Consider the following 25771-nt stretch of genomic DNA (forward strand, 5'->3'; position numbering starts at 1 on the left):
CTAGCCGCCGCTCGGTTATCGTCTGCTGATCCTGGTCATCTTCGAGCAATGCTCGCATTTGGTGGCCTTCCGCTCTTTCAGGCGTGCCATCTCTTCGTGGTAGGTCTTGCGCGATCGCTCCCACTGCGTTTCCTCGTGAGCGAGGCGACGGAGGACAAACATCGGGTCGAGCTTGGCCTCACACAGGCTGCACTCGACCTCCGTCTCGCCTTCTCGGATGAGATATTTCGCGTTGACCTGCCGACCGTTCACGTATGACCAACTGTGATTGCAGGAGTTGCGATCGTACCGGTCTACGATCTTGAGCATTGGACCATCGTCCGACGGCGGCGCTTTGAACTTGATCGGGAGCTTGGTGATGTTGTCGTCCGTCACCGCACCACCTCCACGACCCGGCCGCCGCCCATGAAGAGCTGCTCGGCCTTGGCGCGCGCCGCTGTCATCGGCTTCACCAAGTCGAACGTCTCGCCGCGGATCTCGCGGCCGTTCATGAAGGCAACCATGTGCTTGAGGCATTCCTTGGCCGCCTCGCCTTCACTGCCGAAGACCTTGGGGCGATCGCCCGTGCCCATGACCGGAGATGGCTCGCTATCGCGGCAGAGGCGGATCATGGCGTAGAAGCCGACGCCACCTGGAATCCGATACGGATAAGCGTTGTAGCGGTTGGTCATGCTTCACCCCGCTTCGCATCCGTCTTCTGGACAGAGTTCAGAATCGTGGAATGGTCCCGGTGGAAGATTTTACCGATGCGAGGAAGAGACAGATCCTTCCGCTCTTCGTAAACTGCCTTCATGCAGGCATGACGAGGCGCAATAAGGTTGCGCGTGCGGCGGATGCCCTTGATGTCTTCCCATGTCACATCTGGATAGTCCTGCAGAACCTCTGCGACGATTTCGGGAACCGACCGGCGATGATCTACCGGCTGGTCTCCATCATCGTCGATAGACCGAAGCATCTCGGCTTGCGTAAGGATCCGCGCTCGAGCGTCAGCCAGGTCAAGCTCCAAGCGCTGAAGCCGTGCATCGATCTCGCGGTGTCTACGCTCTCGGTCAGCTACAAACCGTAGGCTGTTCCGTGCCCGTGCCAGATCGCGTTTCAGTCCAGCGTTCTCTTCGCGGAGCTCTCCGATGATCAGCGCATCTGACGCCGCCGTCTTAGCCGCTGTGGCAACCGGCTTCGCATCGAGGCGCGCTATCCGATTGCGGACCTCCGCATAATGGGAGATCTGGGCGGCGCGCCCCGACTGTGGTTCGAATTCCTTTGCTGTGACGATCATCTGAAACTCCTTTCGGATCTTGCCTTCTCGGCGGCTAGGTACTCTTCTCGGGATTGAGGCTTGGTCAGGTGAGACAAGCCGGATGGGCTCTGAGGGCGCTTGTCAGGCGGCTTTGCCGGCTGGTCCTTCCACCGGTCATCGGACAGCCAGCGGACAGGCGAGCACCACTGGCGATCGTCGGTCTTGGCCGCATATGCCGCGACACCTGCCATGATCTCGCCGAGGCTGGTGCGCCTGATGGCTTGGGAGAAAGCCTTCTCCGCCGAAGGCCTGCCGGTCTTGTTGGGGTAGGCATCCCAAAATCTTTCGAAATCAGGATTGGCTTCGGGCGCGCTCGCGTCTTCCGAAGGATCTGTATCTGTCTCTGTATCTGTTGTTGCAGATGCGTTCGCTTGCGTTCGTTTGCGTTCGCGCCACTCTCTGGCGCGTTCGGCCGCGCCGTCCTCGCGCTTTGGCTGGCGCTTTTCCCAGCTTGAAAACCTTCCGTCGGTGATCATGCCCTTGTCGGCCATGGCAGAGACGATTGCCTCTACCTGCTCCGGCTCGCAGCCGTAGAAATACGCAAGGCCCTCGGCATCATAGCCGGCGATCGAGCCACGATCGGAAGACTGAGACGCGCGATCCATGAGCGCCCATGCAACAGCAACGGCGATTCCAGGCGCGACCCCGGCGCGGCGGGCAATGCCAAGCCACTTCGGATCTGTCGGAGCGCCATGCCATGAGCGAAACCAATCGTTCATGGGCACACCTCGACATCAACGACGACGGCATGGCCCTGCAGATCATCAACCCACCGGGCGGTGACACACTCGGCCAGGCTGTCGTCAACCACGACGCCGGCCTTCACCAACGCATCCGAAATGGGTTTGATGATGTTGTCGATGTCGCGGGCACGCTTTGACCGCCAATGGCGCTGGGCGACGATCGAAAGGCGATACGATCCCTCGACCTTGCCGACGGTCTGAGACTTGATCTCTGAAACCGCGGCCTTACGCCAGTCGGTGTAGCCGTCGCTTTTCACGCTGACGACCTTGCCTTCCTTGATGAAACTCTTGCGGAGGCCGTTTGCCGATGGCGGCATGGTGCTGATGAGGATGCGCGCGGACGAGACGGCCTTCGGCTCGACGAACTGCTCGCGATATTGCTTTGCTGACATGCGCTCCGTCATGCAGGTCTCCTGCGATAAGCCATGCGCTTCTGGTGCCGACGGTCCATTGCCTCGTTGATGAGGCGATCGGCTTCGGGTGGGGTGATGCCGAGAGCCTCGGCGACACGCTCGACGTCAGGCCCGTACTTGGTGAAGGCTTCGAGGAAGGTCATAGGCACACCTCGTGGACTTCAGTCGCAGGCACACCCCGGACCTCAGTCCGATAGCCGGAACAAGTGGGTAGGCAGCGTATTTCATCATCCGCGACGACCACGCGTGAGGTGACAAAATGAGCGACGATCTGTGGGACAAGCCAATCGAATTGATGATCGAAAACTCCGATCATTTCCGGAGCGTCACCGGCACGCGGGACGCATTGGCGTGTCTGATGACCTCTTGGCCCACAAAAGGAGGCAAATCCTTTTCTGCTGCTCGGCGAGCCTGTCTCGGCGCGATCGATGGGAAGGTCGCCAGAGAACAAGCACAGATCGCCTTCATTCGTGCGGCCGAGGAAGCTGGCATCCTTAGGCGTTGATCGCTCTTGAGCATTCATTGACATCATGCGGCCACCTCGTCGAACTTGGTTGCCTCGTTACCGAACGAGTGCCATCCGGCGCGGGTTTCCCGAGCGAAGACGTCAGCGCGGCGCGCATACGGCATCACGCGATCGCAGAGGGCATAGAACTCGTCTGGCTTGCGGCTGTGCTCGCGGGCTATGCCGTCGAAGATGGTCTGGGGGATCGCTCCCTGCTTGGGGTTGCCGAGCGTGGCGACGACGACCACCTCGCCGGTCGTGCGAACGCGGTAACCTGTACCCATGCGGATCTTGCCGCCGACGGTCGTCTTCCGCCACACGAGCAGTGACTTGTATTCGAAACCCCATGTCTTCACGCACTCGATCGCGAGCGGCAACTGAGGTGCCGTGGCCCAGCAATAGAGGAGGCAGTCCATGCTGGCGAGCTCACCGACCGGAAGAGCGAGGATATCGGCGTCCGTCATTAGCTCATATTTCGCCAGCGCCGACTTCTTCGCGCCTTCCCTGCTGTAGAGATCGAAACCCCACGGCGGATCGATAACGATATGCTCGTAGTGGAGCGGGAGGAGTGGGTCGAAGAACCACGTCATGCCGCCACCTCGTCGCGCTGATCTTCCTGCCGTTTGGCGCAGGCTCGGAGATAGACAGCCGCATCGAAAGTATTTCTCGATCGGCCCGGAACGATGAAAGGCACCCGAGAATTAACCTTCTTTGGGGCCCCAGCTAATGGAGAACGGCCATGATGGTTCATCGGTGGAATGTCCCCCTTGTCTTGGGAGACAGCCGCATACGGATTGTAGTCGGCTCCCCTGAGGAGGCTATCAACTGGCTCATCCACGAGCCCAACCAGGACACTCCCAAATGGAAGCGCGCATGGAAGGCCTGTCGAGACGTCATTGACGGTCGAACTCGGCCTGAAGACGCAAGGAAGGCGGTCGAATTGGTCACTGCTCGCGAGTAAAGGACCGGTCATGCCGCATCCCCTTTTCGCTCATGCGCTGCCAGCGACCGCTTTAGGCGATCGAGCGTCCGTGTGACGCATCTGAGCTTGTGCTGCTGGTAGCCGTTGTCCTGGGTGGCCATTCGAGAACGCAGGCCTTCGGCTATGTCCGTCTGGACGGTGATTTCTTCGCGGAGGAGATCGGGCTCGGTCATTCAGCCGCCTCGCGATACTCGACCAGGTGCTGGCAGTTTGCCGCCACGATGGCAGCGGCCACCGGCGGAGACACCGAATTGCCGACGCAGGACACCTGAACGTTTTTCGGGAACGGCCGGCCATCTGCATCCGCATCGATCTTGTAATCTGCCGGGAAACCTTGAGCGGAATAAAGCTCGCGCGGGGTAAGCATGCGCATGCCGATATCGACGATAACGAAATCTGCCTCGCCTATGGTGAGTGTTACGAACTCCCGCTCATCCCAAAAGCCGTAGGAGCGGAGGAAGGCGGCAACCTCGCGGGCGCGTTCGTACTGATCTGGCGTGAAAGGAGGCGCACCGATGGCTGCCTCAACGTGACTGAAGCGCGGCTTTGTAGTTATGGTGTGGAACGGCTCGTCTTCGGGTGTGTCCTGATCGGAACCGTAATAGGCATGCAGGTGTGGGGCTACGAGCGCCGACTTGTTAACGCCTGCGGTGACCGTGGCCGACGGCTCTTCTGCGCCATGGCCGACACTTGCACCGAACTGGCGGGATACAAAGGCAGAGACGACGCCCTGTTGGGCACCGGTAGCCGTGACGGTCGAAATCGGCTCGTCCATTGAACGCCCGGGCCTCGCGACGTCTTGGCCATCCTTGCGAGGATCACCGTTGTGCTGAGCAATAAAAACGGCTGCAGTGCAGACGTCGGCTTTGGCCGTTACCGTTGCCATTGGCTCATCGCCGCCACGGGGGCGGCTCTGACCGGCACGCCCGCCGCATCCGACAAGCGTCGGGATGATGACCGCGTTCTGATCCTTCTTGCTGGCTGTGATCGTGTGGTGCGGATCCTCGACCGAACGATTTGCGCCTCCCTGCTGAGCGTAGGTCAGGACAGGCGCAACGATAGAAAGCCCAGCGCCGCCGGCGGTGATGGTATGGGTTGGCTCGTCCGCACCATTGAACGGCTTGCCGGAATTACGCATCGTCATCAGATGCGGCGCGACGACGGCATGGCGGTTTTCAGTGGTGACGACGCGAACCGGCTCTTCGATGCTCGCCGAGCGATCTTTGCCGCCAGCACCGGGACCATAGAAAGCGTTTAGGCTGGGGGCGATGATCCCGAGTGGCGCTGCATCGCCTGGCTTCTTTATGTAGCTGTTGGCCGTGACGGTGGGCGTAGGCTCATCCATCGCGGAGCCGGTCGCGCCGGTGTTGAAGCGCGTCACTGAGGGTGAGATGATCGCATGCTTGACGCCGCCAGCGACGACAGTGCCGAGAGGAGCATCGGCATCAAGGCACCGCGGTTCCTGCCCCTTCCGCTCGCCATATCCGGTTTGGACGAGGAATGGGCGGGCCGCGTCGAGAACATATCTCTTCGTACCGCGCGCCACGCGTGCCATCGTAGCATCCGCCAGTGGGCGGATCGCCCGCAAGCCGTGTTTCGCCATGATCTCGGATGAGGTATCGAAGATTGAAGGGCATGGCAGCGACCAATCAATGATCTCGGCCGCCGTCCGCCAAGGCTGCTTACGACCGGCGATTACCTCGAGATCCGTCGGTGCGCCGTGCGTCGGCTCGGGCCAGACGATCGGCTGCCCATCGCGGCGGGCGATGACGAAGAGGCGCTTGCGGATGGTCGGCGCGCCGTAGTCGCAGGCGCGAAGCTCGCGATGCTGCAGCTTGTAACCTGCCCGCTTCATGGCCTTGCACCACTTCTGAAAAGTCTGGCCACGGCTATCGGGGCAAGGCATCAGGCCCCGATCGGTCTCGATCAGCGGCCCCCACTCCTTCCACTCCTCGACGTTTTCCATGATGATAACGTCAGGCTTGGCGCGTTCTGCCCAGAGGACGATTACCCATGCGAGGTCGCGGATATTGCGCTCGACCGGCTTACCGCCCTTGGCTTTGGAGAAGTGCTTGCAATCTGGCGAGAACCAGGCGAGGCCGACGTGCTTTCCGGCGACGTAGTCGAGCGGATCGACCTTGAAGATGTTCTCAGACAAATGGAGAGTTTCGGGGTGATTTGCAGCATGCAGCGCCAGCGCGTCGGCGTTGTGGTTGATCGCGATGTCAGGCGACCGGCCAAGTGCCATCTCAATGCCGGTCGAAGCACCGCCACCACCGGCAAAGCTATCCACGATCAAAGGAACGCTGTTCTGCATTTCACTTCCCCTCTTCTCGGATCTCAGGCGCGATCGCGTAGGCCAAATGCCTCGCGTACCGCAGCAACCAGCGTGCGAACGAGACGCGTATCTGGCCCACCAAGGAGAGCGTCGGCTCTTTCAATTGCTTGGTCATTTTTGCGCATCTCCTGCCTTGCGTCGTAGGTGAGCCCGCTGACCGCCTCGACGCGGAACAGCTCTTGGGGCTTGATCGAAATTCGTGGATCGGCGTACCAAGTGTCTTTGGTTCTGGTGTAAGACCAGCCAAGCTCACGGGCCGCAGCTCGGATGCGCGCTGACACGCTCCCGATGGACGGAGGCGCAATTTCCTCCTTCAAAGCTTTCTGACAAAACTCGACTGTACTCATTTCTGATTTCTCCGAACCCTTTTCGGACATTTCCGAAATCTCCTGTGCGATGAATCTCCTTGTTCAGTAGGAGCCTTCAGATGCACCGGAGAGATGATGAGAAAGACCAAGGGCAAAGCAGCCTTGCCGGGCTCCCGCCCTTGGTCTCCGGTCCGCCTGGGCCAACCGCAGTAATTCCATTCCGACCCCGTTCCGCCGCTTCGTCAGGGACGGTAGCTGACGGCAATCCGCCGTTGCCGTCAGCGTTTCATTCCCTCGGGACGCTCACTCAAGCCGTCGTATTGAGGACGGCGAATAAGCGCCTGAGGTTGAAGGTTGCCGGTCCCGACCGGGAGGAGTAGGCCGGGACCGGCTTTGACGGGGCTTGGGGGTGCCGCGCCGTCAAGGGGCGTATCGAGCCACTCGGGCCACGAGAAAGGCGAGCGGAAGCGAGATAAGAATGAGGGCGATGATGCCGATTGCGATTGTCATTGATCCCTCCCCGGCCTTGCCACCATCGCCCGGTCATGACCGGTGCGATGCTCAATCGCGTTCTGAGCGATACGGTCTTCTCCTGATGAAGGTCTGGTCATGCGGCCTCCTCGACAGACGTCTTTCGTGCGTTCTGGAGAGCTCGAGCATGGCCGCCGTAGGTGTTCGCCATATGCTCGTAATGGTCTTGAAGTCCTCGAAGCGCGCGGGCCAAGGTTCCGTCGCTGTGGGTGTGAAGCCATTTCGCTCGCGTCCCAAATCCAGCAGATTTGGCCTCGAAAGTGACAACGCCATCCTTATCGCGTCGGACGACCGACACGGTGGAAAGACGGTTGAAGCCGCTGCTTTGGGTTCCGGTAGCGGACAGGTACGTGAAGCCTTTCGGCGTCTTGTGCACCGTCCAGTCGTAACCCGGCATGATCTTGATCAGAGCCTCACGGAATTCTTTCGCGTTCATGCCGCCACCTCGTCCGCCTTCGCGGCCTTCCCGCAGGAATAACAATGGTTGGAACCAAACCCGGCACAGTTGTCAGGTCTCAAGCAGTTCGGTCGGATGGATTTGGCCGGGGGTGCTTTGAACGAGGCCCCGGCCTGATGTGTTGCGGCGTACTCGGGTGCGGTTACATGATCGCCTACTATGTTGGCGTCGACGGAATTCATTCCCCCGCCGAGGCTTTGGCCTTCGCTGCGATCCTCAGACGGATCGATCTCGGAAAGGGTTGCCGGGCTTTCACCGCCTCCAGCATGGTTCAGGTCAGCGGGTGCTGCTACAGTCGCAGTTGCCTTCCGCCCCTTTTCCGCTGCCTCACTTCCGGTCTCGAAAGAGCCTTCCGTGGCGCGGTCCATCTCGGAATTTGGTGCGTGTCTCTCCACGCTGTCACGTCCATCATCAGACGTTGCAGACACTCGCGCGGGTGCCTCGCCTACTCGCATCTCCCGTCGAGGGCCGGCAGCCTGAAGGCCGGTAGTCCCCTCCGTTTGTTCGCCGGATGCTTTCGCTTCGGATTTGTCTTCGAGGATTTCGCCGGTTTCGGCGTCAAATTTCTCAATGTTTTCTCGTGCGTGCATGCGCGCATCGCGCGCTACACCGTTCAACGCGTCGAGGTAGACATCAACGACAGCATCGAAATGCGCATCCTCAGGGGTCGCGGCATCCTGCTTGACCTTGCGATTGAACGCAGCGCGCAGAGCCTTGCCGTCGTATCCGGCATGCTTCGCCTCGGAGAAAAGCTCCTTGAGGTCATCGCTGATAGCCTTCTTCTCGCCTTCGAGGCGTTCCCAACGCGCGAAGATAGCTTTGATCTGGGTGTCGGCGCTCATGCTGCGGTCTCCATGACCGGGGCAAAATCAGATGGACGGATGTCGAGCCCGCGCTCTTTGGCGGCTTCTATGATCGCCGGGATGTGCCAGTGGGGCACGACGCCGCCGGTCCCACCTTTCTCTTTCGGCATGCGCCAGCGCATGACCGTGTGGGCCTTGACGTTCGTGACCTCAGCCAGCGGCTTCAAGCCTTTGAACTTCTTGATGATCGTGTTGGCGGGTTCGCATCTCATGTGGGCAATGTACGATATTCATACAGCCAATGCAATAGCAAATGTACGATTTTGCTAAATGCATCTTTCAACGCGCCGTGCGAAAATTGTACAATGAATGACGCACCTTCTGACATGTACCTGGACTGGATCCGGGAAGCGCTGAAACAGCCGGGCAAGACGCAGGTCGGCTTGGCGGCACACCTTGGCATCGCTCATCCGCAGATAACCCAGTTGCTCAAGGGCAAGCGCAAGCTGAAGGTCAATGAGATCCCGAAGATCGCGGCCTATCTGGAAGTGGAGCCGCCAGGTGGCGAGGTCAGGCCATCGCAGGCGAAGTGGGTTCAGGCACGCAAGGTGGGGATTGTCGCTGCTGGCCTCTTCCGCGAGGTCGACGAATTCGACCAGTCAGAGCACGAAGAGATCACCGTTCCAGTCGACGAGAACTTTCCGAGCGCCAGGCAGATGACGTTCGAGGTAGAAGGCGACAGCATGAACGAGCTGCGGCCGCGCCCTATCCTGCCTGGGGACACGGTGGTTTGTACTGCCTACGAAGATATTGCCCATCGCGTCGTGCTGCGCGACGGCATGGTCGTTGTGGTTCAACGGTCGCGTGACGCCGGCATGATGCGGGAATGGTCCGTGAAGCAAATCGAGATCTATGAAGATCGAACGGAATTCCATCCCCGCTCAAGCAATCCGAAGCACAAACCCATCATCGTCACTCGGCAATTCGATGCAGACGACGGCGTGTCGGTGGAGGTGATTGGAGTGGTGCGCATGGTGATGAACACCATGCCTGGCTTCTAGACCTACGCAGCGAAACTACGTTTGCCCTTGAGGTCAAACATCGCGCAAGCGTCGGCTATCTCTTGCAGAAACCAGCGCTTCGGGGCATCGCACATATAGCTTTTGCCGTCATCACCCACGAAGTTCATGACGGGCAGGACGCAAAACCTGTCTTCATCGCCGATCGGAACAAAACGACCGATTTTGAACGTGTAGCCGGGAAACCTATAGCCCAGGTATGCCGCCAGCCGCTCTTTAGCGGCATCGACCTCTTCCCGCTTCTGGTAGGGCGGGACGATAATGAATTCTAGGACATCTTTACTCATAGCGTGATCCTCCGCTGATCGCGAACAAACGGCCAATCGAGCTGTCGCAATGGCCGCAGTGAAACCTCATTCCATCCAAGTACCCCTCGCCGGCCAATTCCAGCGGGTCGTTTGGGACATATTCGCCGCTCGGGACTTCGAGCTCTCTCGAACTCTCCCGCATGCAGTTTTCGCAACGGATGTGCAGCCGCAGCGGCGACCGCTCTTTCAACATTCCCAAGCCCATTTTGTTCTCCTTCTGTTCTCATGAAGCCAGAATGGAAGGCGTGAGTCGAGTCGTTTCTCAGTCATACGGTTAAAAAACTGAATGTACGTTTTTCGTTCATTCCCACTTGACGGTAATGTATGATTTGCGTACATTCTCCTCATCAACGAAACGCCCCCGGCGACGAGGATGAGGACGGAAATGACCTGCACCTACCATTTCGAAGAACTGAAAATCCCCGGCCTCGGCGAGGGCATGCTCCTTTACGGCAAGGCCGAACTGGTCGCCAATGACGAGCGCTATCCGGATGAGTTCCGCGTCGAGGATATCCAGATCGGCGGCAAGTGGCTTCCCCGCTCGCCCCGGGGCGGCGGCGGCACATTCGAGCAGATGCTCTACGCTGCGATCGAGAAGGTTCTCTACGACGAGAAGACTGTCCACGGGCGCCAAGCTGCCCTTGAGTGGGGCGACTTCGTCGAGGGCAACACGCCTGTCGTTCCTATGTTCAAGCGCCGCGCCGGTCTGGCCGCTCTTGTGGGAGCGTACTGATGAGCAAGCACACTCCGGGCCCTTGGGCTGTCGATGAGCATTCGTTCATGGGCGACCTCGAAGTCTATCCAACGAAGTCCGAACCTCCAAGCTTTGGAAGGTGGGCAGAAGTTGCAAAGGTTTCCGAAAATTACCCTGAGCAAGAAGCCAATGCTCGTCTGATCGCGGCCGCTCCCGAGATGCTGGAAGCGCTGGATATCGTTGTCGGTTGCCTTCTCTGGAACAAGCAGGACGAAGCCAGCATCGAAGTGATGCGGCGCGTCAATGCGGTTCGGGCCAAGGCGGAGGGCCGGTCATGACCCGCAAATTCCACACCTCCCAGACCGTCACCATCACCGGCGATAGCTGCGGCACTGAGGTGAACCTCAAGATGTCGGTCGCCTTCACGGTTCATCCGGGCTGCAAGCAGACGCTGACTGATCCGGGTGAAGAGCCGAGCGTCGAGGTCAACAGGGTCTCGTTCGAGGATGGCAGCGGGCCGATCGACCTTCCGTGGTCGATCGAGGATCGCATCACCAGCACCGACAGTTTCAAGGCTTGGCTGATGGACAATGCTCATGACCAGCACGTGGTTGGCCTCGAAGATGCCGCCGACGCCAAGCGGTCAGAAAGGGATCTCGATCGTGACCTCCCCTTCTGACCTCGAAGCCGCCCACTTTTCCCAAGCTGCGGAGTAGCGACGATGAAACTGTCTGAATTGCTTGCGGCCTATGGCGACGACAAGGTTCAGTTCCAGAACCTTGATCAATGCGCCAGCGCGATCGACTACCACCACAAAAAGGGGACCACAATCAAGTTTGGCACCGACGCCATGCCGGGGCCAAATGGCATGGAAAAGCTAGGCATCGTGGTCTGGCTTGATCGTGCCGCTGTTGCCGAGATCATCGCCAAGGCGGAGGGAAGGTCATGACCGACCTCGAAGCCGCCCAGTCCTTCGTCGATCGCGCCAAGGCCATCAACGCCAAGCACGAAGCAGCCCGCCAGCAGATGATCGCCGGCCTCAATCAGGCTGTGGTCGTCATCCTGTCGATCGCCCTCGTCGGCGTCCTCACCATCATCTCAATCGCGCCGACAGAGCAGAAGCTCAAGGCGGACGCGTTCATCAACCAGGAGGCCAGCGTCACATGGCAGAAGTAGAATACGACCTTCGCCGCCAGTCCGAGGCAGCAAAATCTCTCATCTCGTCGCTTCGCGATCAGGGTGTCGACGGTGACGCCGATCTCGTCGCGGACAGCATCGAGGGCGAAACCAACTTTCTCGAAGCCATCGAGGCGGCCCTCGCTGAACTAGACGAGCGCGACATCCTGATCGCTGGCCTTGATGAGAAGATCAAGACCTTCGACGCCCGCAAGAAGATGATGAAGGACGGCTCCGATCGCATCCGCGCCATGATCGAGCAGGCCATGGTCATGACCGACCAGACGTCGCTCCGGCTCGCCACGGCAACGCTGTCACTGACCAAGCGAGCGCCCGGTCTTGTGGTCACCAATGAAGCGGACATCCCGGCCCGCTTCTGGGTCGAGCAGGAGCGCCCAGCTCCGAAACTCGACAAGAAGGCGCTCGCCGCCGCCCTCAAGGAAAATGAAGAAGTTCCCGGCGCGACGCTCGACAACGGCTCGCTGTCTCTCACAGTTCGGAGGAAGTAATGAACTCTGTCGCCACAAAATTCGACCTCACGCCCAAGCAGCTCACGCTCGTCAAGCAGACGATCGCGAAGGACTGCAATGACGAGGAGTTCAACCTTTTCTGCGAAGTCGCCAAGGCAAAAGGGCTTGACCCGTTCCTCAAGCAGATCATTCCAATGGTCTTCTCGAAGAACAACGCCGCCAAGCGGAATATGACGATCATTATCAGCCGCGACGGCCAGCGCGTCATCGCGCAGCGTTGCGGCGACTATCGCCCAGCCAGCAAGCCACCGGTCTATGAGGTCGACCGAGACCTTATGAGCCCGCTCAACCCGCAGGGCATCATCTCCGCAACCACCTATCTCTGGAAGCAGGATCAGAAGTCCGGCGAGTGGTACGAAGTCGCCGGACAATCGTTCTGGGACGAATTCGCGCCGATCAAGGATGAGTGGGCGACAAACGACCAGACGGGCAAAAACTACAAGACCGGCAAGCAGACGCTCGACGATTCCGGCAACTGGTGCCGCATGCCGCGCCTGATGATCGCGAAGTGTGCCGAGATGCAGGCGCTTCGGGCCGGCTGGCCCGAGCAGTTCACCGGTCTTTATGACGAGGCGGAGCTCGACCGCGCCAAGGCGATCGACTTAACGGCTACCGAAATGGTCCATCAGGAACAGCAGGAGAGCCGGCTGCGCGCGGTCGGCGGCAAGGATGCGATCACTGTTTGGTGGAGCAACGACTTTTCGCTCGAGAATGTGCCGGATGGCCGGTTCTTCGACGCTGTCGTCGAGCACATCGCCGGTCTGGACCCAATCGCCGTAGCGAAGTGGGAAGACACCAACCGCGACAGCCTCAGGCTCTTCTGGGCCCGCCATCCAGGCGATGCTCACGAATTGAAGAAGCGGCTGGAAGCAGCCCGCCAGAAGCGCGCGGCCAATGCCGATACGAAGTTCATCGATCATGCTCTGGCGGTCTGATGATCATGGACAAACTCACTCCCTCCAAGATTTCACCCGGCGATACATTCGGCAAGCTAACCGTTCTTCGCCTTGGGTGCCGCGTGTCCGCATCGGGACAAAAGCGCGGGACTTTGATCTGCTTGTGCACTTGCGGCGCAACGGCTGAGGTGCAGCGCCGGAACGTCACTATCGGCAAAACAGTCAGCTGCGGCTGCGCGCGCATTGAGTACCAGAAATCCAGCGGGAAGCGCGGTCATACGACACATGGGGCCAGAAGCAGGAAGGTCACCACGTCGCCTGAATACCGAACGTGGATGGGGATGCGGAAGCGATGCAACTACCCTGATGACGTGTCGTATGCTTACTACGGCGGTCGGGGCATCAAAGTAAGCGAGGCTTGGGAGTCCTTCGAACGGTTCCTTTCGGACATGGGTCCTAAGCCATCGCCATCGCACTCGATCGATCGCATCAATGTCAACGGCAACTACGAGCCGGGGAATTGCCGCTGGGCGACCGCCAAGGAGCAGGCCGCGAATAGGAGGCCTCGTTGATGGCGACCAACAACCGCATCGTCGACACCGAGCAAGCCCGCGACATGCTGGTGAAGTTCATCATGGGTAAGACCATGCCATTCACCTGCAGCATTACGGATGGCGCCCACCGGAGTAATCCGCAGAACAAGCTGCAGCGGCTATGGATGACGGAGATTGCCGCCCAGCTTGGAGATCGGACGCCTGAGGAAGCGCGAGGCGAGTGCAAGCTGATGTTCGGCGTGCCGATCCTCCGCGCCGAGAACGAGGCGTTCCGGCTGGAATACGACGCGCACATCAAGCCTCTGCCCTACACCAGCAAGCTTGCGCTGATGATGGAGCCTATCAGCCTTCCCATCACGTCCATCATGACGACGCGCCAGAAGACGGCCTACCTCGATACCATCCACCGGCACTACTCCGAGATGGGCGTCATCCTCACCAATCCCGAAGACTTGAAGAACCGGAGGGCGGCATGACCGAAAGCCCGAAGCACACACCAGGCCCTTGGGCTTGGTTTGGTAGTGCCGACCACAACGACCTTTATCTAGCAACCACTCACAGCGGCCGTCGCTACGTCATGGACTTCGTTCGCTGGGGTATGCGCGGCGCGCAGCCGCGGTTCCAACCCGGGAAAGGGATCATGACCAAGGCGGAGGATCTTCTGCAGTTTGAGGTGGGAGACAGGTCTATCTTGGGTATGAAGGAGGCTCGCAAGGATGGGAGCGTCTATCGCTACAATGTTCGCGGTATCGACTGCGCAGACGCTCGTCTCATAGCCGCCGCGCCCGAGCTTTTGGAAGCTCTCGTCCGTATCGTCTACGTCTACGGGATGAACAACGGCGACACGCCGGAGATTTTTCATCGGGCCATGGTCTCGGCAATTGAGATGGCCACGCCGGTTATTGCGAAGGCGGAGGGCCGTTCATGATCAACTGGCAAGCCACCGCCTCTCACACCATAGGCGAGGTTCACCGGAACCTGCCGCCCGACGCCGACCTTTCCACCCGCAAGCGTGCCTTGCGTGCTGCTCGGCCTTGGGAATTCGCATCAACCAGCTGGGGCCGCAAGGTATGGGCAAAACACTCCCGTACCTACCTCGAAAAGTTCGGCCTGCCGCCAAAGAAGGCGAAGGCTGCCGAAAATCACCTGTCTCCGCTTGAGCGGATGATGGCAAAGGCGAAGGAAGCGAACCCATGACCGATACCGCCGAAACAATCGAGCCGACCGAGAAGGCTCGCGTCCGCATCCCGACCATGGCGAAGATCATCGACGACTTCGCTTTCGATCAGGCTGGCGAATTCATCACTGCCGGCCAGTCCACTCGCGAAGCAACTTCGATCGTCGCAAATATGCTGATCCGCTCCGCCTGGACGATCGCATCCATAGCCGTGGTTGAAGCAGGAGGCGTTCCGGACAAGGACAAGTTCCGCGCTGCTGTCGAGTCGCAGCTCAATTCCATCACCTTCAAGATCGTAGAGAAAGAGGGAGGCGCGGCATGAGGACCGCCGCCGAATATCTACAGAAACGACCGCATGCTCGTCCGGCAACCATAGCCCACCGGGAAAAGGTAGCCGCCACCGTCGAGCAGCTTCAGCGCGAGATAGCCGCCAAGGGGATGGCCTCCCGCCCGAGGAGCGAGACCACCGTGCGGAAGATGATGCGAGGGATCGCGGCGCTGATGGCGAGGATCGGCTGATGGCTTTCCAGATCGCCCCGCGCCCACTCAACCCTATCCCGTCGCGCCGGCCACAGAAGCGCAAAGGCTACCTGTCTTGGATACACACGCTGCCTTGCGTTGTGACCGGCCAGTCAACGGTGCAGGCGGCCCATGTCTCCTTCGCGTCTCCTTGGCATGGCCACTATGGCCGAGGGAAAGGCACGAAGGCGCCAGACCGCTTCGCTCTTCCTCTCTGTGAGGCCGAGCATACCCGCCAGCATTCCATGAACGAACCCGCATATTGGAACTCCGTAGGCATAAACCCGCACGAGCTGGCCAACACCTTGTTCGGCCTATGGAGCGACTACGAGGAATATGAGGCGACAGAGCGCGCAACGTCGCGGATACTTTCCGGCCTCGCTGCCAACGACCGCCTTCCTTCGAGGGACACGCTATGACGATTTTGCCACCCGCCCAGCTTTACGCCCCGATACAGGAGACGAGACGATGAGACCTTACGATGTCTCCAATGAGACTGACCTTCTGGCTATGACCAATGACAACCACCCGCAAGATCCTGAGCGGTGGTCGATCCTCAACTTCGAAGACAAGGTTTCATTGCACCCGCCAGCAAACAGCGAGTGGGTCGGCTGGGTCGAAATCCCGCGCGAGCAGTTCAACGTGATCGTCGACTGGTACCTCTCCGATCAACCCCAGCAGAAAGGCAAGTGATATGATCGAGCGCAATTTTAACCCTCACGCTGAGGCATTGGCAGCTAAAGCCATCTGGAGCCTGGAGTATTCATACCGGCAAACGGGTAATTCACTCGACTTCTGGGATAGCCTTACGACAGACCAAAAAGCTGCATGCGTCGATTTTGTTGACAAGATCCGCAAGCTTCCTCGCGCTGATGACATCGATGCAGGACAGGTCGAGGCAGAAATTCTGCAGCCAATTTTGTCGGAACAGGAAATAGCTCTTATCGAGGCCCATCGTCTGATTTTCCCTCCCCAGCAGAAAGGCAAGTGATATGAGCGACCGCAACCTCAACCCGCACGCTGAAGCCCGTGTCGCTATGGCTATATGGAGCCACGAGTACGCCTATGACCAAAAAGGCGGCTCTATGGACTTCTGGGATAGCCGTACACCCGGCCAGAAAGCCACTTGCGTCAAGTTCGTCGATGATGTCCGCGGACTTTCTCGCGCTGACGGCACCCCATCGCCCTCAGAGCTTTCGGTGGGGAGCGAGCCCGTCGCCTGGACGACCAAGGGCAACCTCGAAACGCTGGCATCTACCCCAAAAGAGGCGCGCTACATGTGGGGCTTGCCCTCCGGCTTGACGATCAGTGTGCCGTTGTACGCCTCTCCCCAAGCTCCCGCTGAGCTTTCGGTTGGGGCTGTAACCCTGCAAAAACTTCTCAAGCTGATCGATGCTATGCCGCGTACCGACAGGGGCTTTTCGTGGGAAGCGCGAGATTGGCAGGGCAACGAGGCTATCCGCGCCTACGGCGAGAACGCTGCCGTCCTCAAATTCATTCTCGACAACACGGATAAGATAGCCGCCGACCTCCCCGCCGCTCTGTCCTCTCCTATGGGAGGCGGGGAATGAATATTTTCCGCCGCATAGGCCAGAGCATCGCGAAAACAGCCGTTCGGCAGTCAATGTCGGATCTGGTCAAGGCCGGGATTGAGCGCGAGCTTGATAAGCGTCTGCCCGCGATCATCGAAGATATCCTGATCGACCGGTTCAAGAACAAGCCGGACGAGCCCCTTACGCAGATTGGATTCAATTGGGCGCTGGCGCTCTCATTGCGCGCTATCTGGCCCGACGTGAGTAACGCCGAGGCCATTCGCTGGCTGCTCGACTACATCGAGGTTCCTTATGGGACACCCGGCTACGAATGGACAGCCGCAGCCACCAAGCTGATCGCCTCCGAGTACGTCAACGAAGTTGGAGAGGTAGCATAATGGCCTACGGCGACTACGACGGACCGAACAAGCCCGACAAGGGTCACGAAGGCGGAAGCTGCAACCGCACGCGCTGCCAGTGCGCCCCGGCCCGCTGGTATAACCACGGCTCGTTCTCCTGGTACTGCGATGACTGCCGCCAGCAGATCGAGTTCGACCCCATCAACAGCGCTGGCTGGCAGCGTGATTTCTTCCCGCGCCTGCAGCATCCCATGTTTGAAACCCGCGAGATGATGGATGCTAGGTCACCAGCGCCCGTTTCGAGGGAGGGCAGCGAATGACCAGAGCAGCACTCGTCAAGGAATCCGACCTGCACCGCATGGCGAAGATTGCCAAGCGCGATGGCGTTCGGGTCGAGGTGGAGGTCAATGGGAAAATCGTTCGCGTTTCCCCCGATATCCCCGATAATCACAGGCCGGCGTCGGTTGCGCGGTACGAGGACTTTGACCTCTGATGGAGGACATGCCGCGCAAACCATTCCTCTCGCACGAGACAACTCGCCACGGAAAGAAGGCTTGGTACTTCAAGCGGAAGGGGAAGCGCGTCCGGCTGCCCGACGTTTATGGGACCGCGGAGTTCACTGCCGCCTATGAGAAAGCGCTGAGTGGCTCCGAAACCGCGCCCCAGGCACCCAAGGCAAAATCAGGCTCCCTGAAGTGGCTCGTCGACCAATACAAGCGTAGTGCCGCTTGGGCGGAGTTGGCGCCTGGCACCAGGCGCGCACGCGACAACATCCTGAAGAAGGTTCTCGATGACCCAAAGAACGCCGATGGTCCCTTCGTCGATCTGACGAAGGCGAAGATCAAGGCCGGGGTAGATAAGCGCGCGGCCACGCCGAACGCTGCCAACAACTTCCTCAAGACCATGAGCCACCTGTTCAAGTGGGCGGTCGAGGCCGAGCACCTGGAAATTAACCCTGTCATCGGCGTCAGCAAAACGAACGTCAAATCGGATGGCTTTCACACATGGTCGGTCGAGCAGGTCGAGCAATATCGGGCGAAGCACAAGCTTGGCACGAAGCCCCGGCTGGCGATCGATATCCTGCTCTTCCTTGGCCTTCGCCGCGGTGACGCCGTCGTCGTCGGCCGCCAGCACCTGAAGGACGGGATAATCTCCCTTCGAACGGAGAAGACGAAGCAGTGGGTCTACCTGCCCGTCTTCAAGCAGCTGCTCGAATCGATCGAGGCAACGCCGACCGGAGATTTGGCTTTCCTGACGACGGAACGCGGGAAGCCATTCAGTTCAGGAGCATCGTTTGGGAATTGGTTTGCCAAGCAGTGCAAGGCCGCAAAGCTGCCGGATGAGTGCAGAGCCCACGGATTGCGAAAAGCTGGTGCGACGATAGCTGCCGATGAAGGCGCAACAGCGCACGAATTGATGGCAATGTTCGGGTGGTCGCGCTTGGCTATGGCTGAGATTTACACGAAGGAAGCTGACAAGAAGAAGCTCGCTCGGGGCGCGTCAGAACGCTTGTCGAACAGAATGTAGGTCGCACCCAAGTCCCCGCTTGGTCCCACCTACAATAAAATCAGATACTTAGAGTATGGTTTGGCGACCCCTGCAGGATTCGAACCTGCGACCACCTGCTTAGAAGGCAGGTGCTCTATCCAGCTGAGCTAAGGGGCCACACTGCCGATGCGCAAGCGCGCATCGAAGGCATGGGCTCTGGAAGAAATCAGTGCGTCCAGGGCTGCGTGCGCGTATAGCGGAAATTATCCGGATATGCCACCGTCTGACGCTGCGGATCTTTCGGCGCGATCACCCGGTATTCGATGCCGTTGCGCTGCGCATAGGCTTCGGCCAGTTCCTGCGTTTCGAAATTCAGCTTCACCTGCTGGCGCATGTCCGACGACGATGTGTAGCCCATGATCGGGTCGATCGTGCGCGGCGTTTCCTGATCGAACTCCAGCACCCAGAGATGAGTCTTTGCCTTGCCGGATTGCATGGCGGTCTTTGCTGGACGATAGATCTTGGCAGACATAGCTGCACGCCTCCGAATTATGGCTTTCGCAATCAATGGACTACCCCCGTGCGGGGCATCTTCATCTACGATCGCACAGATAGATGAATTTTGCTTAGCGGCGAATCCCTTCCTTTTCAAGCGAAAAGCCATGGAGACCACTCGCCGGCGGCCTACCCCTTGGATGTCGTCTGAACCGCCTTGTCCGGCGCCTTACGGCAACCTGAGAACAGGTCGAGCTTCGCGTCATAGACGCTGGTTTCGACATCCATCAGCCCGAGAACGCTGTGGAAGAAATTGTCGTGCGACACCGGATTGGAAGCGCTCGCCGCAAGGCAGGCCGTGTCAATGCCGGAGGCCGCGCTGAAATCAGGCGACAGCCAGACGATGATCGGCGCCCGCGTCTGCTCCGCCGGCGCAATGATATAGGGCGCGCCGTGAAGATAGAGCCCGTTCTCGCCCAGCGATTCGCCATGGTCGGAGACATAGAGCATCGAAGCCGAAATCGTGTCCTGATGCTTCTTCAGGTAATCGATGACCTTGGCCACCACGTGATCGGTGAAGAGGATCGTGTTGTCATAGGCGTTGACGATCTCTTCCGGCTTGCAGGCGCCGAATTCCGGCGTCCGGCAATCCGGCGTGAAGCGGCGGAAATCGTCCGGATAACGCCTGTAATAGGCCGGCCCGTGGCTTCCGAGCTGGTGTAGTACCAGAACGCTGTCGCTCTTCACATTCGAAAGCCAGTCGCCGAGCTTGTCGAGCAGCACGGTGTCCAGGCATTCGCCATCCGTGCAGAAGCGCGGGTCGGCGGCATCGGGCAGGAAGCGATAGGGAATGCGATTGGCGACACCATAGCTGCCGGTATCATTGTCCCACCACTCGACGTCGACCTTGGCGTGGCCGAGAATATCCGTCAGGTTATCAGTCTCAAGGCCCTTGCGGTGCGTGTAGTCCGCCCGCGTATAGACCGAATACATGCAGGGCAAGGACACCGCCGTGGAGGTGCCGCAGCTCGTCGCGTTCTTGTAATAGATGACGCCGCGCGCCTTCATCTCCGGATTGGTCTCTCGCGGATAACCGCCGAGCGAAAAATTCTGCGCCCTGCCCGTCTCGCCGGCAACGATGATCGTCACCCGGGGCTTACCATTGGCGCTCACCGTGCGCTGATGCGCATCCGTCCCCAGCGGCCGGCGCACGACGGTGCGGTCGTTCTCAGTGGCGAAGACGAAGCGCGCGGCGTTCCCGATCGGAATGAACGGGTTCAGCGTGAGCATGATATCCTTGTGAAGACGCCCGACCGCGGCATAGGTCTGCGAAAAGCCGAGACCGGCAGCGACGAAAATCGCCAGACACGGCAGAATAACGGCCATGTTCCAGGCAAACTTCTTCAAAAACGGCCTGTGAACGATCTTGACCCAGGCAATCAGAAGCGACGGCAGCACGCCGAACAGGAGAATGTGAAGCACGAAGGAAAAGGTGATCAGATGCGCCGATTCCGCCCGCGTGGTCACTGCGGCGTTGCGGATCATCTCCTTGTCGAGGATCACGCCGAACTGATCCGTGAACCAGGAGGATACCACCGCCACCATAACGAAGAAGATCAGCGCCGGCTTGGTCAGGTATTTGACAGAAAATGTGGTCAGCGCGGCGATGGTGATTGCGAAAATCCCGAGCACGAAGGCGATGAACGCCATTGGCGTGGCGGCCAGATAGCCGAAAGCCCGCACCCAGAATGTCTGGTTCGCCACCGCCAGAATGTAGACCGCCGTCAGAACCGACAGCGTGACACTTCCGATCTTCGGCCGATAGCCGACCCGCGCACTCGATGAACCCGTATTTTCCAAAATGCATCCCAATGCCAGAGCGCGCACCAGCCAAGGCTGCCACGCCAACCAGGCGGGGATGGCATTGCTTACTGACATCAACCTGAAAGCCTCGGAAAGACGATCCGTGGGAAAACACCATTTTAGTTATTGCAGCGCACGATCGAACCGTGTATTGCGCTCCTCGTTGGCACGGAGTGTAGCGCAGTCTGGTAGCGCATCTGGTTTGGGACCAGAGGGTCGGGAGTTCGAATCTCTCCACTCCGACCATCATCACCACGCTGAAATAGCTTGTAAATCTCCCTGAAAATTTGATCGAAACAACAAGGCAAACGCCTCGTGCGACCGGCCGCGCGTCGCTACCGGCGTCTCGGTCGCTCATCGTGAGAGCCGTCGGCCTTACCCGCGAGATGGACGAACACGAAGTCCCGATGATGCGGCAGATCGAGTGCCTGCGCGAGGCTCATGATCCCGAGCGGAATCAGCCGGCCATCCCTTTGAATTGACACCTCGACAAGTGGCATGCAGTCTTTCGCCATTCCTGTTCCCTCCTTATGACTGTCCGCCGCAATCCTCTCGCAGGCTATCGAGCGCCGTGCATAGGAACGCCGGAAGCGTGAATTGCCAGTAGAGCCGTTCCCAGAGCGACGCATCCGGATCCATATCGAGCAGCGCCTCGAGCGGCATCGAAGGAAATGGCCGTGCCTGCCCGGATGACGGTTGGCATGCGATGCTGTCGCGAAATGCCTGGGTGGTCATGACGCATCCCCTTTCGTTCTCTGAGAGGAGCCTAGGGCCAGGGCCGCGATCTCGAAATCCTATTGGGGTGTAGCTGCGACCATACCAAGGTATGTGTCTTCGCCATTCAGTCGACGAGACGCAAGCGGCCAAGGCGCATATGGGCTCCGCTGCACGCGGGGCATATCCGCTCGAATAGCCGGGCGCATGCGAAGCAAAAAACCATCCCCAACCGGCAAGGTCGGGGATGGCTGGCGCTAGGGTAAACGCATAAGCTTACGCGCCGCGGCGTGTGCTTTCGAACAGGAACCAGGCGCGGCGCTCGGCTTCGTCGATCCAGTTTTCGATGAGGCTCGTCGTTGCGACATCATTATGCTCGGATGTCAGTTCATGCAGCTGGCGCATCAGGCCCACAAGCTGCTTGTTGTCGTCGCGCAACTCGGCAAGCATATCCTCCGGCGTCACGTAATCCGCATCGTTGTCCAGTAGCCGCTGCAGCCGTCCAATGTGGCCGATGGAGCGCAGCGTGGTGCCGCCGATCTTGCGGACGCGCTCGGCGATGTCGTCGGTCATGGCGAAGATCTGCTCGCCCTGCTCGTCCAGCATCAGGTGATAATCGCGAAAGTGCGGGCCGGACATGTGCCAGTGAAAATTCTTTGTCTTGAGATAGAGCACGAACACATCGGCAAGCAGCGCCGTCAGCGCCGCCGCGATATCGGTCGTAGCGTTCGAGGAGAGATCGGTCGGGGTGGCGAGCGCCGCGCGCTGGATCCTGGATGCGGGCTGATAGGTCATGGTCGTCTCCTGGTGATGGTGTGATGAACGTGGATGGGATCAATGAATGGTCGGCGCTATCAGCAGGACCGGCAGGCGCGTCTCGTCGTGATCGACGGTGATCGCAATCCGCTTCGGCCGCTCCGCCTGAGGCAGCTGCGCCGACAGGCTGGCTGCAACTTGTTTGGCTGACAGTGAAAACGTCTTCTTGAACGACGACATGGGATTGGCTCCAATCCGGTGAATATGGCTGGAGCTTAGGCGGCCTTCTTCGGCCGGCCTATTCTATGGTCGTCTAGTCCGACCACACCTAAGTATAGTTATGGAGCGGATGGGAACGGAGTAGCTTCCTCTCATGCCTCACGTCCCCTCCGTGAGGCGGTAGCGCCGAGCGCTACCTGTCGTCGATGCCGCCCCCGCATCGACGCCGCGGATCGCTCCCCCTCGATCCGCCAGAGACCGCCCCCTACCCCGGGGCGGTCTTTCCTTTTTGGGGTGAAGTTAGAAAATCACCCGCTGCGGATGCGTGAAGATCTCGAAATCCTCTCCGCGAGCAACGGCGATCATGGTGATTCCGGCATCCTCGGCCGTGCGTATCGCATAGGCCGTCGGCGCCGAAATGGCGATTAGGATCGGGCTGCCGAGGAACCCGGCTTTCTGGATCATCTCGATCGAAAGCCGGCTGGTCACAACAACCGCGCCGCTGCCGCCGGGAACGCCCGAGGCGACGACGGCACCGCAGAGCTTATCCAGCGCATTGTGCCGGCCGACATCCTCGCGCACTGCCAGAAGCCCGCTCCCCGGCACGAAAAATCCCGCGCCATGGACCGCGCGGGTCTTGTGGTTAAGTTGCTGGTGATCGCCGAGGCTCGCCACCGCGCGCGCGATATCGTCAGGCGTGACCGTGAGATCGGAGGACAGCACGGGCCGAACCGTGCGCACGGCCTGCTCCAGCGATTCGATGCCGCACAGACCACACCCCACCGGCCCCATCATATGCCGGCGGCGCGCGCGCAGCTTCTCCTCGACATCGTCGGCAAGCGTGATCTGCACGTCGATGCCGATCTCGTCCTGAACCACCTCGATCGCCTCGATCTGCGAGACATTATCGATCAGCCCTTCGGTGAGGCTGAAGCCGACTGCAAAGTCGACCAGATCATCCGGCGTCGCCATCATCACCGCATGCGAGCTGCCGCCATAGGAAAAGGCGATCGCCACTTCCTCGGGAACGCTGCGTGTCGCGGGCACTACAACCCCGCCCCGAAAGGCGATCGTCTGCACCGCTTCATGGCTCGCTCGGCTATCGACGAAACTGATATTCACTCTGCTCTTCCCTGAACAACGCGGCATAGCCGGGTAGCGCTCCGCTCGGCACGCACTATAGGCCCGGACCGGGCGGTCTGTCCTCGTCAAAGAACGGCGGCTTGGCGCCGGCACCAGCCGGGTCGGCGGCGAACACTGTCAATCACTTGAAACAGAAGGCAAAACCACCTTTTGCGCAAACGACACCTATGTATAGGTTAGAATGACGGTCGCGATCGCTATCATGCGCGCCAAGGTAGATGGGGATCATATCATGAGCGCGGAACGAGCCGGTGTGCTGTTCAACCAACGTGGCGGCACGGGCCATCGCGTCACAGTCGCGCTGATATCAGCCTTCCTGATGGCGATCGTCTTTGTGATCGATACCTTCACCGATATCGAAGGCGCGATTGCCGTTCTCTATGTCATGGCTCTTCTGCTCGGCTCGGAGATCCTGACCCGCACCGGACTGCTGCTGACGTCGATCGTCTGCATCTTCCTGACAGTCCTCTCCTATTTCCTGACCCATGGTCCCGATCCCGACCTGCAGACCTTCATTCGGCTCGCGGTGGCTCTGGCCGCGCTCGCCATCACCATGGCCCTGCTGTTGAGAAACGACGCCTTCCGCGCCGAACTGATCGAAAGAAATGCCGAAATCCGTGAAAGTGAAGCCCGCTACCGCTCGATTTTCGACGGTGCCCGCGTGGCGCTCTGGGAGAGGGATTACTCGCAGCTGCGCGCCTACCTGATGGGGCTGAAGGCATCAGGCATCTCCGATCTTGAAGAACACGCGAGCCGACATCCCGAAGTCATCGACGATTGCATAGGCCTGCTGCGCACCGTTGCAGCGAATGAAGCGGCTCGAGAGCTTCTCGGCACCACCTCCGGCGGCGAAGTGCGGGATTCCATGGTCCATTTCATCGCGGCCGGAGACCAGACGTTCCTGCGCGTGATGAACGCCATTTTCAACGGCCAATCCTATTTCGAAGGCAAGGGCACGATCACAACCGACGGCGGCGAAGTCAGGCAGGTGCTTTTGAGCATCAGTTTCCCTGAAGACATCGCCGCCTTCAACCGCGTCGTCGTCGGCATGGTCGACATCACCCAGCGCGAAATGACGGAGGCCGCGTTGATAGAGGCGCGCGCCGAATTCGCCAAGGCGTCGAAAGCGGCCACCATCGGCGCCCTCTCCGCCTCGCTGGCGCATGAACTGAACCAGCCGCTCGGCGCCATCGCCGTCAACGCGCAGACGCTGCTTCGCTGGCTGGATCGCGATCCGCCGGATCTTTCGGCTATTCGCCGTTCCGCCGAACGCATCATCCGCGACGGCCAGCGTGCCAGCGACATCATCCACAACACCCGCAACCTCCTCACCCAGCAGGAAAGCAAGGCCGAGTGGATCGACCTGCCGACGCTGATCGATGAAACCCGCTCGCTGGTCGAGCACGACCTGAAGCGCGATGGCATCACTGTCACCGTTCGCCCGGGCGCAGGCGTGCCGCGAGTGAAGAGCGTGCGGGTGGAGATTCAGCAGGTGATGATCAACCTGATGACCAACGCCATCCAGGCGATCAACGGCGCCAAGTGCCCTGTTCGCGAGATCATCGTGGAAATCGAGCCGACGGATGGCATGGTGGGTGTGTCGGTCAGGGATAGCGGCCCGGGCATCAGCCCAGAGGGAATGGAGAAGCTGTTCACGCCCTTCTATACCACCAAGGCCTCGGGGCTCGGAATGGGGCTGTCTATCTGCCGCAGCACGCTGGAAAGCCGCGGCGGCAGGCTCGATGGTTTCAATCATCCCGATGGCGGCGCGGTGTTCAGGATGACGCTACCGATCGAGGATCCACATCTGTAACCGCCCGCCGCCGCAGCCGGTTGTGCGTCACGACCAGCGCGCGGCGGACGTGAACAACCTAAACCCTTGTATGATACCG

Annotated in this window: 45 protein-coding genes and 2 tRNA genes; 25 read left to right on the plus strand and 22 right to left on the minus strand. The window is 59.8% G+C overall.

Annotated features, from left to right (window positions below; all coding sequences use genetic code 11):
* Window positions 1-15 precede the first annotated feature (15 nt).
* From ACVTFQ_RS09910 to ACVTFQ_RS09935, 6 genes are read right to left on the minus strand one after another with little or no spacing between them, the layout of a single operon-like run.
* The gene (locus ACVTFQ_RS09910; protein WP_470423855.1) at window positions 16-375 is read right to left on the minus strand and encodes a hypothetical protein; all 360 of its coding nucleotides are present in this window, start codon (window positions 373-375) and stop codon (window positions 16-18) included.
* Window positions 372-671 (minus strand): hypothetical protein, encoded by a 300-nt coding sequence (locus ACVTFQ_RS09915; protein ID WP_470423856.1) that lies wholly within the window; start codon window positions 669-671, stop codon window positions 372-374. The genes ACVTFQ_RS09910 and ACVTFQ_RS09915 overlap by 4 nt, the downstream gene beginning before the upstream one ends.
* Window positions 668-1276: a helix-turn-helix domain-containing protein gene (locus ACVTFQ_RS09920; protein ID WP_470423857.1), complete on the minus strand. Its 609-nt coding sequence runs from the start codon at window positions 1274-1276 to the stop codon at window positions 668-670. Before ACVTFQ_RS09920 ends, ACVTFQ_RS09915 begins: the two co-directional genes overlap by 4 nt.
* Window positions 1273-2016, minus strand: coding sequence for a YdaU family protein (locus tag ACVTFQ_RS09925; protein ID WP_470423858.1), 744 nt, complete (start codon window positions 2014-2016; stop codon window positions 1273-1275). Before ACVTFQ_RS09925 ends, ACVTFQ_RS09920 begins: the two co-directional genes overlap by 4 nt.
* Complete coding sequence (locus ACVTFQ_RS09930) at window positions 2013-2444, minus strand: RusA family crossover junction endodeoxyribonuclease (RefSeq protein WP_470423859.1); 432 nt, start codon at window positions 2442-2444, stop codon at window positions 2013-2015. The genes ACVTFQ_RS09925 and ACVTFQ_RS09930 overlap by 4 nt, the downstream gene beginning before the upstream one ends.
* Complete coding sequence (locus tag ACVTFQ_RS09935) at window positions 2441-2596, minus strand: hypothetical protein (protein WP_165937038.1); 156 nt, start codon at window positions 2594-2596, stop codon at window positions 2441-2443. Before ACVTFQ_RS09935 ends, ACVTFQ_RS09930 begins: the two co-directional genes overlap by 4 nt.
* A 116-nt stretch (window positions 2597-2712) precedes the next feature.
* Between ACVTFQ_RS09935 and ACVTFQ_RS09940 the strand changes: the two genes are divergently transcribed.
* On the plus strand, window positions 2713-2958 hold the full coding sequence (locus tag ACVTFQ_RS09940; RefSeq protein WP_112949769.1) for a DUF982 domain-containing protein: 246 nt from the start codon (window positions 2713-2715) through the stop codon (window positions 2956-2958).
* A gap of 23 nt (window positions 2959-2981) precedes the next feature.
* Here ACVTFQ_RS09940 and ACVTFQ_RS09945 read toward each other — a convergent pair whose 3' ends face one another.
* On the minus strand, window positions 2982-3548 hold the full coding sequence (locus tag ACVTFQ_RS09945; protein ID WP_470423860.1) for an MT-A70 family methyltransferase: 567 nt from the start codon (window positions 3546-3548) through the stop codon (window positions 2982-2984).
* 152 nt (window positions 3549-3700) lie between these two features.
* On the opposite strand from ACVTFQ_RS09945, the gene ACVTFQ_RS09950 reads away from it, so the two are divergent.
* A complete protein-coding gene (locus ACVTFQ_RS09950) occupies window positions 3701-3919 on the plus strand; it encodes a DUF982 domain-containing protein (RefSeq protein ID WP_470423975.1) in 219 nt (72 codons plus the stop codon).
* Window positions 3920-3927: 8 nt separating this feature from the next.
* Here ACVTFQ_RS09950 and ACVTFQ_RS09955 read toward each other — a convergent pair whose 3' ends face one another.
* The 6 genes from ACVTFQ_RS09955 to ACVTFQ_RS09980 all read right to left on the minus strand — a co-directional run bounded on the left by ACVTFQ_RS09955 (window position 3928) and on the right by ACVTFQ_RS09980 (window position 8604).
* On the minus strand, window positions 3928-4113 hold the full coding sequence (locus ACVTFQ_RS09955; protein ID WP_470423861.1) for a hypothetical protein: 186 nt from the start codon (window positions 4111-4113) through the stop codon (window positions 3928-3930).
* Complete coding sequence (locus tag ACVTFQ_RS09960) at window positions 4110-6257, minus strand: DNA cytosine methyltransferase (protein ID WP_470423862.1); 2148 nt, start codon at window positions 6255-6257, stop codon at window positions 4110-4112. The genes ACVTFQ_RS09955 and ACVTFQ_RS09960 overlap by 4 nt, the downstream gene beginning before the upstream one ends.
* 23 nt (window positions 6258-6280) lie before the next feature.
* Window positions 6281-6655, minus strand: a complete 375-nt coding sequence (locus tag ACVTFQ_RS09965) for a hypothetical protein (protein WP_112949764.1) — start codon at window positions 6653-6655, stop codon at window positions 6281-6283.
* 538 nt (window positions 6656-7193) lie between these two features.
* Window positions 7194-7553, minus strand: coding sequence for a hypothetical protein (locus ACVTFQ_RS09970; RefSeq protein WP_470423863.1), 360 nt, complete (start codon window positions 7551-7553; stop codon window positions 7194-7196).
* Window positions 7550-8416, minus strand: a complete 867-nt coding sequence (locus ACVTFQ_RS09975; RefSeq protein WP_470423864.1) for a DUF2312 domain-containing protein — start codon at window positions 8414-8416, stop codon at window positions 7550-7552. The genes ACVTFQ_RS09970 and ACVTFQ_RS09975 overlap by 4 nt, the downstream gene beginning before the upstream one ends.
* Window positions 8413-8604, minus strand: a complete 192-nt coding sequence (locus ACVTFQ_RS09980; RefSeq protein WP_470423865.1) for a hypothetical protein — start codon at window positions 8602-8604, stop codon at window positions 8413-8415. The genes ACVTFQ_RS09975 and ACVTFQ_RS09980 overlap by 4 nt, the downstream gene beginning before the upstream one ends.
* A gap of 138 nt (window positions 8605-8742) precedes the next feature.
* Between ACVTFQ_RS09980 and ACVTFQ_RS09985 the strand changes: the two genes are divergently transcribed.
* Window positions 8743-9438 carry a LexA family protein gene (locus ACVTFQ_RS09985; protein WP_470423866.1) on the plus strand — a complete coding sequence of 232 codons (696 nt, stop codon included), beginning with the start codon at window positions 8743-8745 and terminating at the stop codon, window positions 9436-9438.
* A 2-nt stretch (window positions 9439-9440) separates the two neighbouring features.
* On the opposite strand, the gene ACVTFQ_RS09990 is transcribed toward ACVTFQ_RS09985, so the two are convergent.
* Window positions 9441-9743: a hypothetical protein gene (locus ACVTFQ_RS09990; protein ID WP_112949760.1), complete on the minus strand. Its 303-nt coding sequence runs from the start codon at window positions 9741-9743 to the stop codon at window positions 9441-9443.
* 406 nt (window positions 9744-10149) lie between these two features.
* Here ACVTFQ_RS09990 and ACVTFQ_RS09995 point away from each other — a divergent pair, with 406 nt between their 5' ends.
* From ACVTFQ_RS09995 to ACVTFQ_RS10090, 20 genes are all read left to right on the plus strand, one after another.
* Window positions 10150-10497 carry a hypothetical protein gene (locus ACVTFQ_RS09995; protein ID WP_470423867.1) on the plus strand — a complete coding sequence of 116 codons (348 nt, stop codon included), beginning with the start codon at window positions 10150-10152 and terminating at the stop codon, window positions 10495-10497.
* Window positions 10498-10544: 47 nt separating this feature from the next.
* Window positions 10545-10796, plus strand: a complete 252-nt coding sequence (locus ACVTFQ_RS10000; RefSeq protein ID WP_470423868.1) for a hypothetical protein — start codon at window positions 10545-10547, stop codon at window positions 10794-10796.
* Entirely contained in the window at window positions 10793-11137 is a 345-nt protein-coding gene (locus ACVTFQ_RS10005) for a hypothetical protein (protein WP_470423869.1), read from the plus strand. The genes ACVTFQ_RS10000 and ACVTFQ_RS10005 overlap by 4 nt, the downstream gene beginning before the upstream one ends.
* A gap of 42 nt (window positions 11138-11179) precedes the next feature.
* Window positions 11180-11407 carry a hypothetical protein gene (locus tag ACVTFQ_RS10010; RefSeq protein ID WP_470423870.1) on the plus strand — a complete coding sequence of 76 codons (228 nt, stop codon included), beginning with the start codon at window positions 11180-11182 and terminating at the stop codon, window positions 11405-11407.
* Window positions 11404-11634, plus strand: a complete 231-nt coding sequence (locus tag ACVTFQ_RS10015; RefSeq protein WP_470423871.1) for a hypothetical protein — start codon at window positions 11404-11406, stop codon at window positions 11632-11634. The genes ACVTFQ_RS10010 and ACVTFQ_RS10015 overlap by 4 nt, the downstream gene beginning before the upstream one ends.
* Window positions 11622-12143, plus strand: a complete 522-nt coding sequence (locus ACVTFQ_RS10020) for a siphovirus Gp157 family protein (protein ID WP_470423872.1) — start codon at window positions 11622-11624, stop codon at window positions 12141-12143. Before ACVTFQ_RS10015 ends, ACVTFQ_RS10020 begins: the two co-directional genes overlap by 13 nt.
* Window positions 12143-13099 carry a phage recombination protein Bet gene (gene bet, locus ACVTFQ_RS10025; protein ID WP_470423873.1) on the plus strand — a complete coding sequence of 319 codons (957 nt, stop codon included), beginning with the start codon at window positions 12143-12145 and terminating at the stop codon, window positions 13097-13099. Before ACVTFQ_RS10020 ends, bet begins: the two co-directional genes overlap by 1 nt.
* Before the next feature lie 532 nt (window positions 13100-13631).
* Window positions 13632-14090: a NinB/YbcN family protein gene (locus ACVTFQ_RS10030; RefSeq protein WP_470423874.1), complete on the plus strand. Its 459-nt coding sequence runs from the start codon at window positions 13632-13634 to the stop codon at window positions 14088-14090.
* Complete coding sequence (locus ACVTFQ_RS10035) at window positions 14087-14542, plus strand: hypothetical protein (protein WP_470423875.1); 456 nt, start codon at window positions 14087-14089, stop codon at window positions 14540-14542. The genes ACVTFQ_RS10030 and ACVTFQ_RS10035 overlap by 4 nt, the downstream gene beginning before the upstream one ends.
* Window positions 14539-14811 (plus strand): hypothetical protein, encoded by a 273-nt coding sequence (locus ACVTFQ_RS10040; RefSeq protein ID WP_470423876.1) that lies wholly within the window; start codon window positions 14539-14541, stop codon window positions 14809-14811. Before ACVTFQ_RS10035 ends, ACVTFQ_RS10040 begins: the two co-directional genes overlap by 4 nt.
* On the plus strand, window positions 14808-15113 hold the full coding sequence (locus ACVTFQ_RS10045) for a hypothetical protein (protein ID WP_470423877.1): 306 nt from the start codon (window positions 14808-14810) through the stop codon (window positions 15111-15113). The genes ACVTFQ_RS10040 and ACVTFQ_RS10045 overlap by 4 nt, the downstream gene beginning before the upstream one ends.
* Window positions 15110-15310 carry a hypothetical protein gene (locus ACVTFQ_RS10050; protein ID WP_470423878.1) on the plus strand — a complete coding sequence of 67 codons (201 nt, stop codon included), beginning with the start codon at window positions 15110-15112 and terminating at the stop codon, window positions 15308-15310. The genes ACVTFQ_RS10045 and ACVTFQ_RS10050 overlap by 4 nt, the downstream gene beginning before the upstream one ends.
* Window positions 15310-15729, plus strand: coding sequence for a DUF968 domain-containing protein (locus ACVTFQ_RS10055; protein ID WP_470423879.1), 420 nt, complete (start codon window positions 15310-15312; stop codon window positions 15727-15729). Before ACVTFQ_RS10050 ends, ACVTFQ_RS10055 begins: the two co-directional genes overlap by 1 nt.
* Window positions 15730-15778: 49 nt before the next feature.
* Window positions 15779-16003, plus strand: coding sequence for a hypothetical protein (locus tag ACVTFQ_RS10060; RefSeq protein WP_470423880.1), 225 nt, complete (start codon window positions 15779-15781; stop codon window positions 16001-16003).
* A 1-nt stretch (window position 16004) separates the two neighbouring features.
* Window positions 16005-16301 (plus strand): hypothetical protein, encoded by a 297-nt coding sequence (locus tag ACVTFQ_RS10065; protein ID WP_470423881.1) that lies wholly within the window; start codon window positions 16005-16007, stop codon window positions 16299-16301.
* A gap of 1 nt (window position 16302) precedes the next feature.
* The gene (locus tag ACVTFQ_RS10070; protein ID WP_470423882.1) at window positions 16303-16881 is read left to right on the plus strand and encodes a hypothetical protein; all 579 of its coding nucleotides are present in this window, start codon (window positions 16303-16305) and stop codon (window positions 16879-16881) included.
* The gene (locus ACVTFQ_RS10075; protein ID WP_470423883.1) at window positions 16878-17240 is read left to right on the plus strand and encodes a hypothetical protein; all 363 of its coding nucleotides are present in this window, start codon (window positions 16878-16880) and stop codon (window positions 17238-17240) included. Before ACVTFQ_RS10070 ends, ACVTFQ_RS10075 begins: the two co-directional genes overlap by 4 nt.
* Entirely contained in the window at window positions 17240-17521 is a 282-nt protein-coding gene (locus ACVTFQ_RS10080; protein WP_470423884.1) for a hypothetical protein, read from the plus strand. Before ACVTFQ_RS10075 ends, ACVTFQ_RS10080 begins: the two co-directional genes overlap by 1 nt.
* Window positions 17518-17694, plus strand: coding sequence for a hypothetical protein (locus tag ACVTFQ_RS10085; RefSeq protein ID WP_470423885.1), 177 nt, complete (start codon window positions 17518-17520; stop codon window positions 17692-17694). The genes ACVTFQ_RS10080 and ACVTFQ_RS10085 overlap by 4 nt, the downstream gene beginning before the upstream one ends.
* Before the next feature lie 8 nt (window positions 17695-17702).
* Window positions 17703-18728, plus strand: a complete 1026-nt coding sequence (locus ACVTFQ_RS10090) for a tyrosine-type recombinase/integrase (protein WP_470423886.1) — start codon at window positions 17703-17705, stop codon at window positions 18726-18728.
* 61 nt (window positions 18729-18789) lie between these two features.
* Here the strand turns inward: ACVTFQ_RS10090 and ACVTFQ_RS10095 are convergent.
* The 3 genes from ACVTFQ_RS10095 to ACVTFQ_RS10105 all read right to left on the minus strand — a co-directional run bounded on the left by ACVTFQ_RS10095 (window position 18790) and on the right by ACVTFQ_RS10105 (window position 21122).
* Window positions 18790-18866, minus strand: a tRNA-Arg gene (locus ACVTFQ_RS10095).
* Between the two features lie 49 nt (window positions 18867-18915).
* Window positions 18916-19221, minus strand: coding sequence for an ETC complex I subunit (locus ACVTFQ_RS10100; RefSeq protein ID WP_018900450.1), 306 nt, complete (start codon window positions 19219-19221; stop codon window positions 18916-18918).
* 152 nt (window positions 19222-19373) lie between these two features.
* Window positions 19374-21122, minus strand: coding sequence for a phosphoethanolamine transferase (locus tag ACVTFQ_RS10105; protein WP_470423887.1), 1749 nt, complete (start codon window positions 21120-21122; stop codon window positions 19374-19376).
* 94 nt (window positions 21123-21216) lie between these two features.
* On the opposite strand from ACVTFQ_RS10105, the gene ACVTFQ_RS10110 reads away from it, so the two are divergent.
* A tRNA-Pro gene (locus tag ACVTFQ_RS10110) sits at window positions 21217-21293 on the plus strand.
* An 89-nt stretch (window positions 21294-21382) separates the two neighbouring features.
* Here ACVTFQ_RS10110 and ACVTFQ_RS10115 read toward each other — a convergent pair.
* The 5 genes from ACVTFQ_RS10115 to fdhD form a co-directional block, all read right to left on the minus strand.
* Entirely contained in the window at window positions 21383-21562 is a 180-nt protein-coding gene (locus tag ACVTFQ_RS10115; RefSeq protein WP_111561984.1) for a hypothetical protein, read from the minus strand.
* 13 nt (window positions 21563-21575) lie between these two features.
* Window positions 21576-21782: a hypothetical protein gene (locus ACVTFQ_RS10120; RefSeq protein ID WP_111561985.1), complete on the minus strand. Its 207-nt coding sequence runs from the start codon at window positions 21780-21782 to the stop codon at window positions 21576-21578.
* Window positions 21783-22037: 255 nt separating this feature from the next.
* Window positions 22038-22556, minus strand: coding sequence for a Dps family protein (locus tag ACVTFQ_RS10125; RefSeq protein ID WP_111561986.1), 519 nt, complete (start codon window positions 22554-22556; stop codon window positions 22038-22040).
* A 39-nt stretch (window positions 22557-22595) separates the two neighbouring features.
* Window positions 22596-22757: a hypothetical protein gene (locus ACVTFQ_RS10130; protein WP_162718208.1), complete on the minus strand. Its 162-nt coding sequence runs from the start codon at window positions 22755-22757 to the stop codon at window positions 22596-22598.
* 279 nt (window positions 22758-23036) lie between these two features.
* Window positions 23037-23858, minus strand: coding sequence for a formate dehydrogenase accessory sulfurtransferase FdhD (fdhD, locus tag ACVTFQ_RS10135; protein WP_111561987.1), 822 nt, complete (start codon window positions 23856-23858; stop codon window positions 23037-23039).
* A gap of 253 nt (window positions 23859-24111) precedes the next feature.
* Here fdhD and ACVTFQ_RS10140 point away from each other — a divergent pair, with 253 nt between their 5' ends.
* Window positions 24112-25692 (plus strand): PAS domain-containing sensor histidine kinase, encoded by a 1581-nt coding sequence (locus ACVTFQ_RS10140; RefSeq protein ID WP_470423888.1) that lies wholly within the window; start codon window positions 24112-24114, stop codon window positions 25690-25692.
* Window positions 25693-25771: the final 79 nt, after the last annotated feature.

It is taken from the genome of Rhizobium sp. O111 (assembly GCF_055616315.1).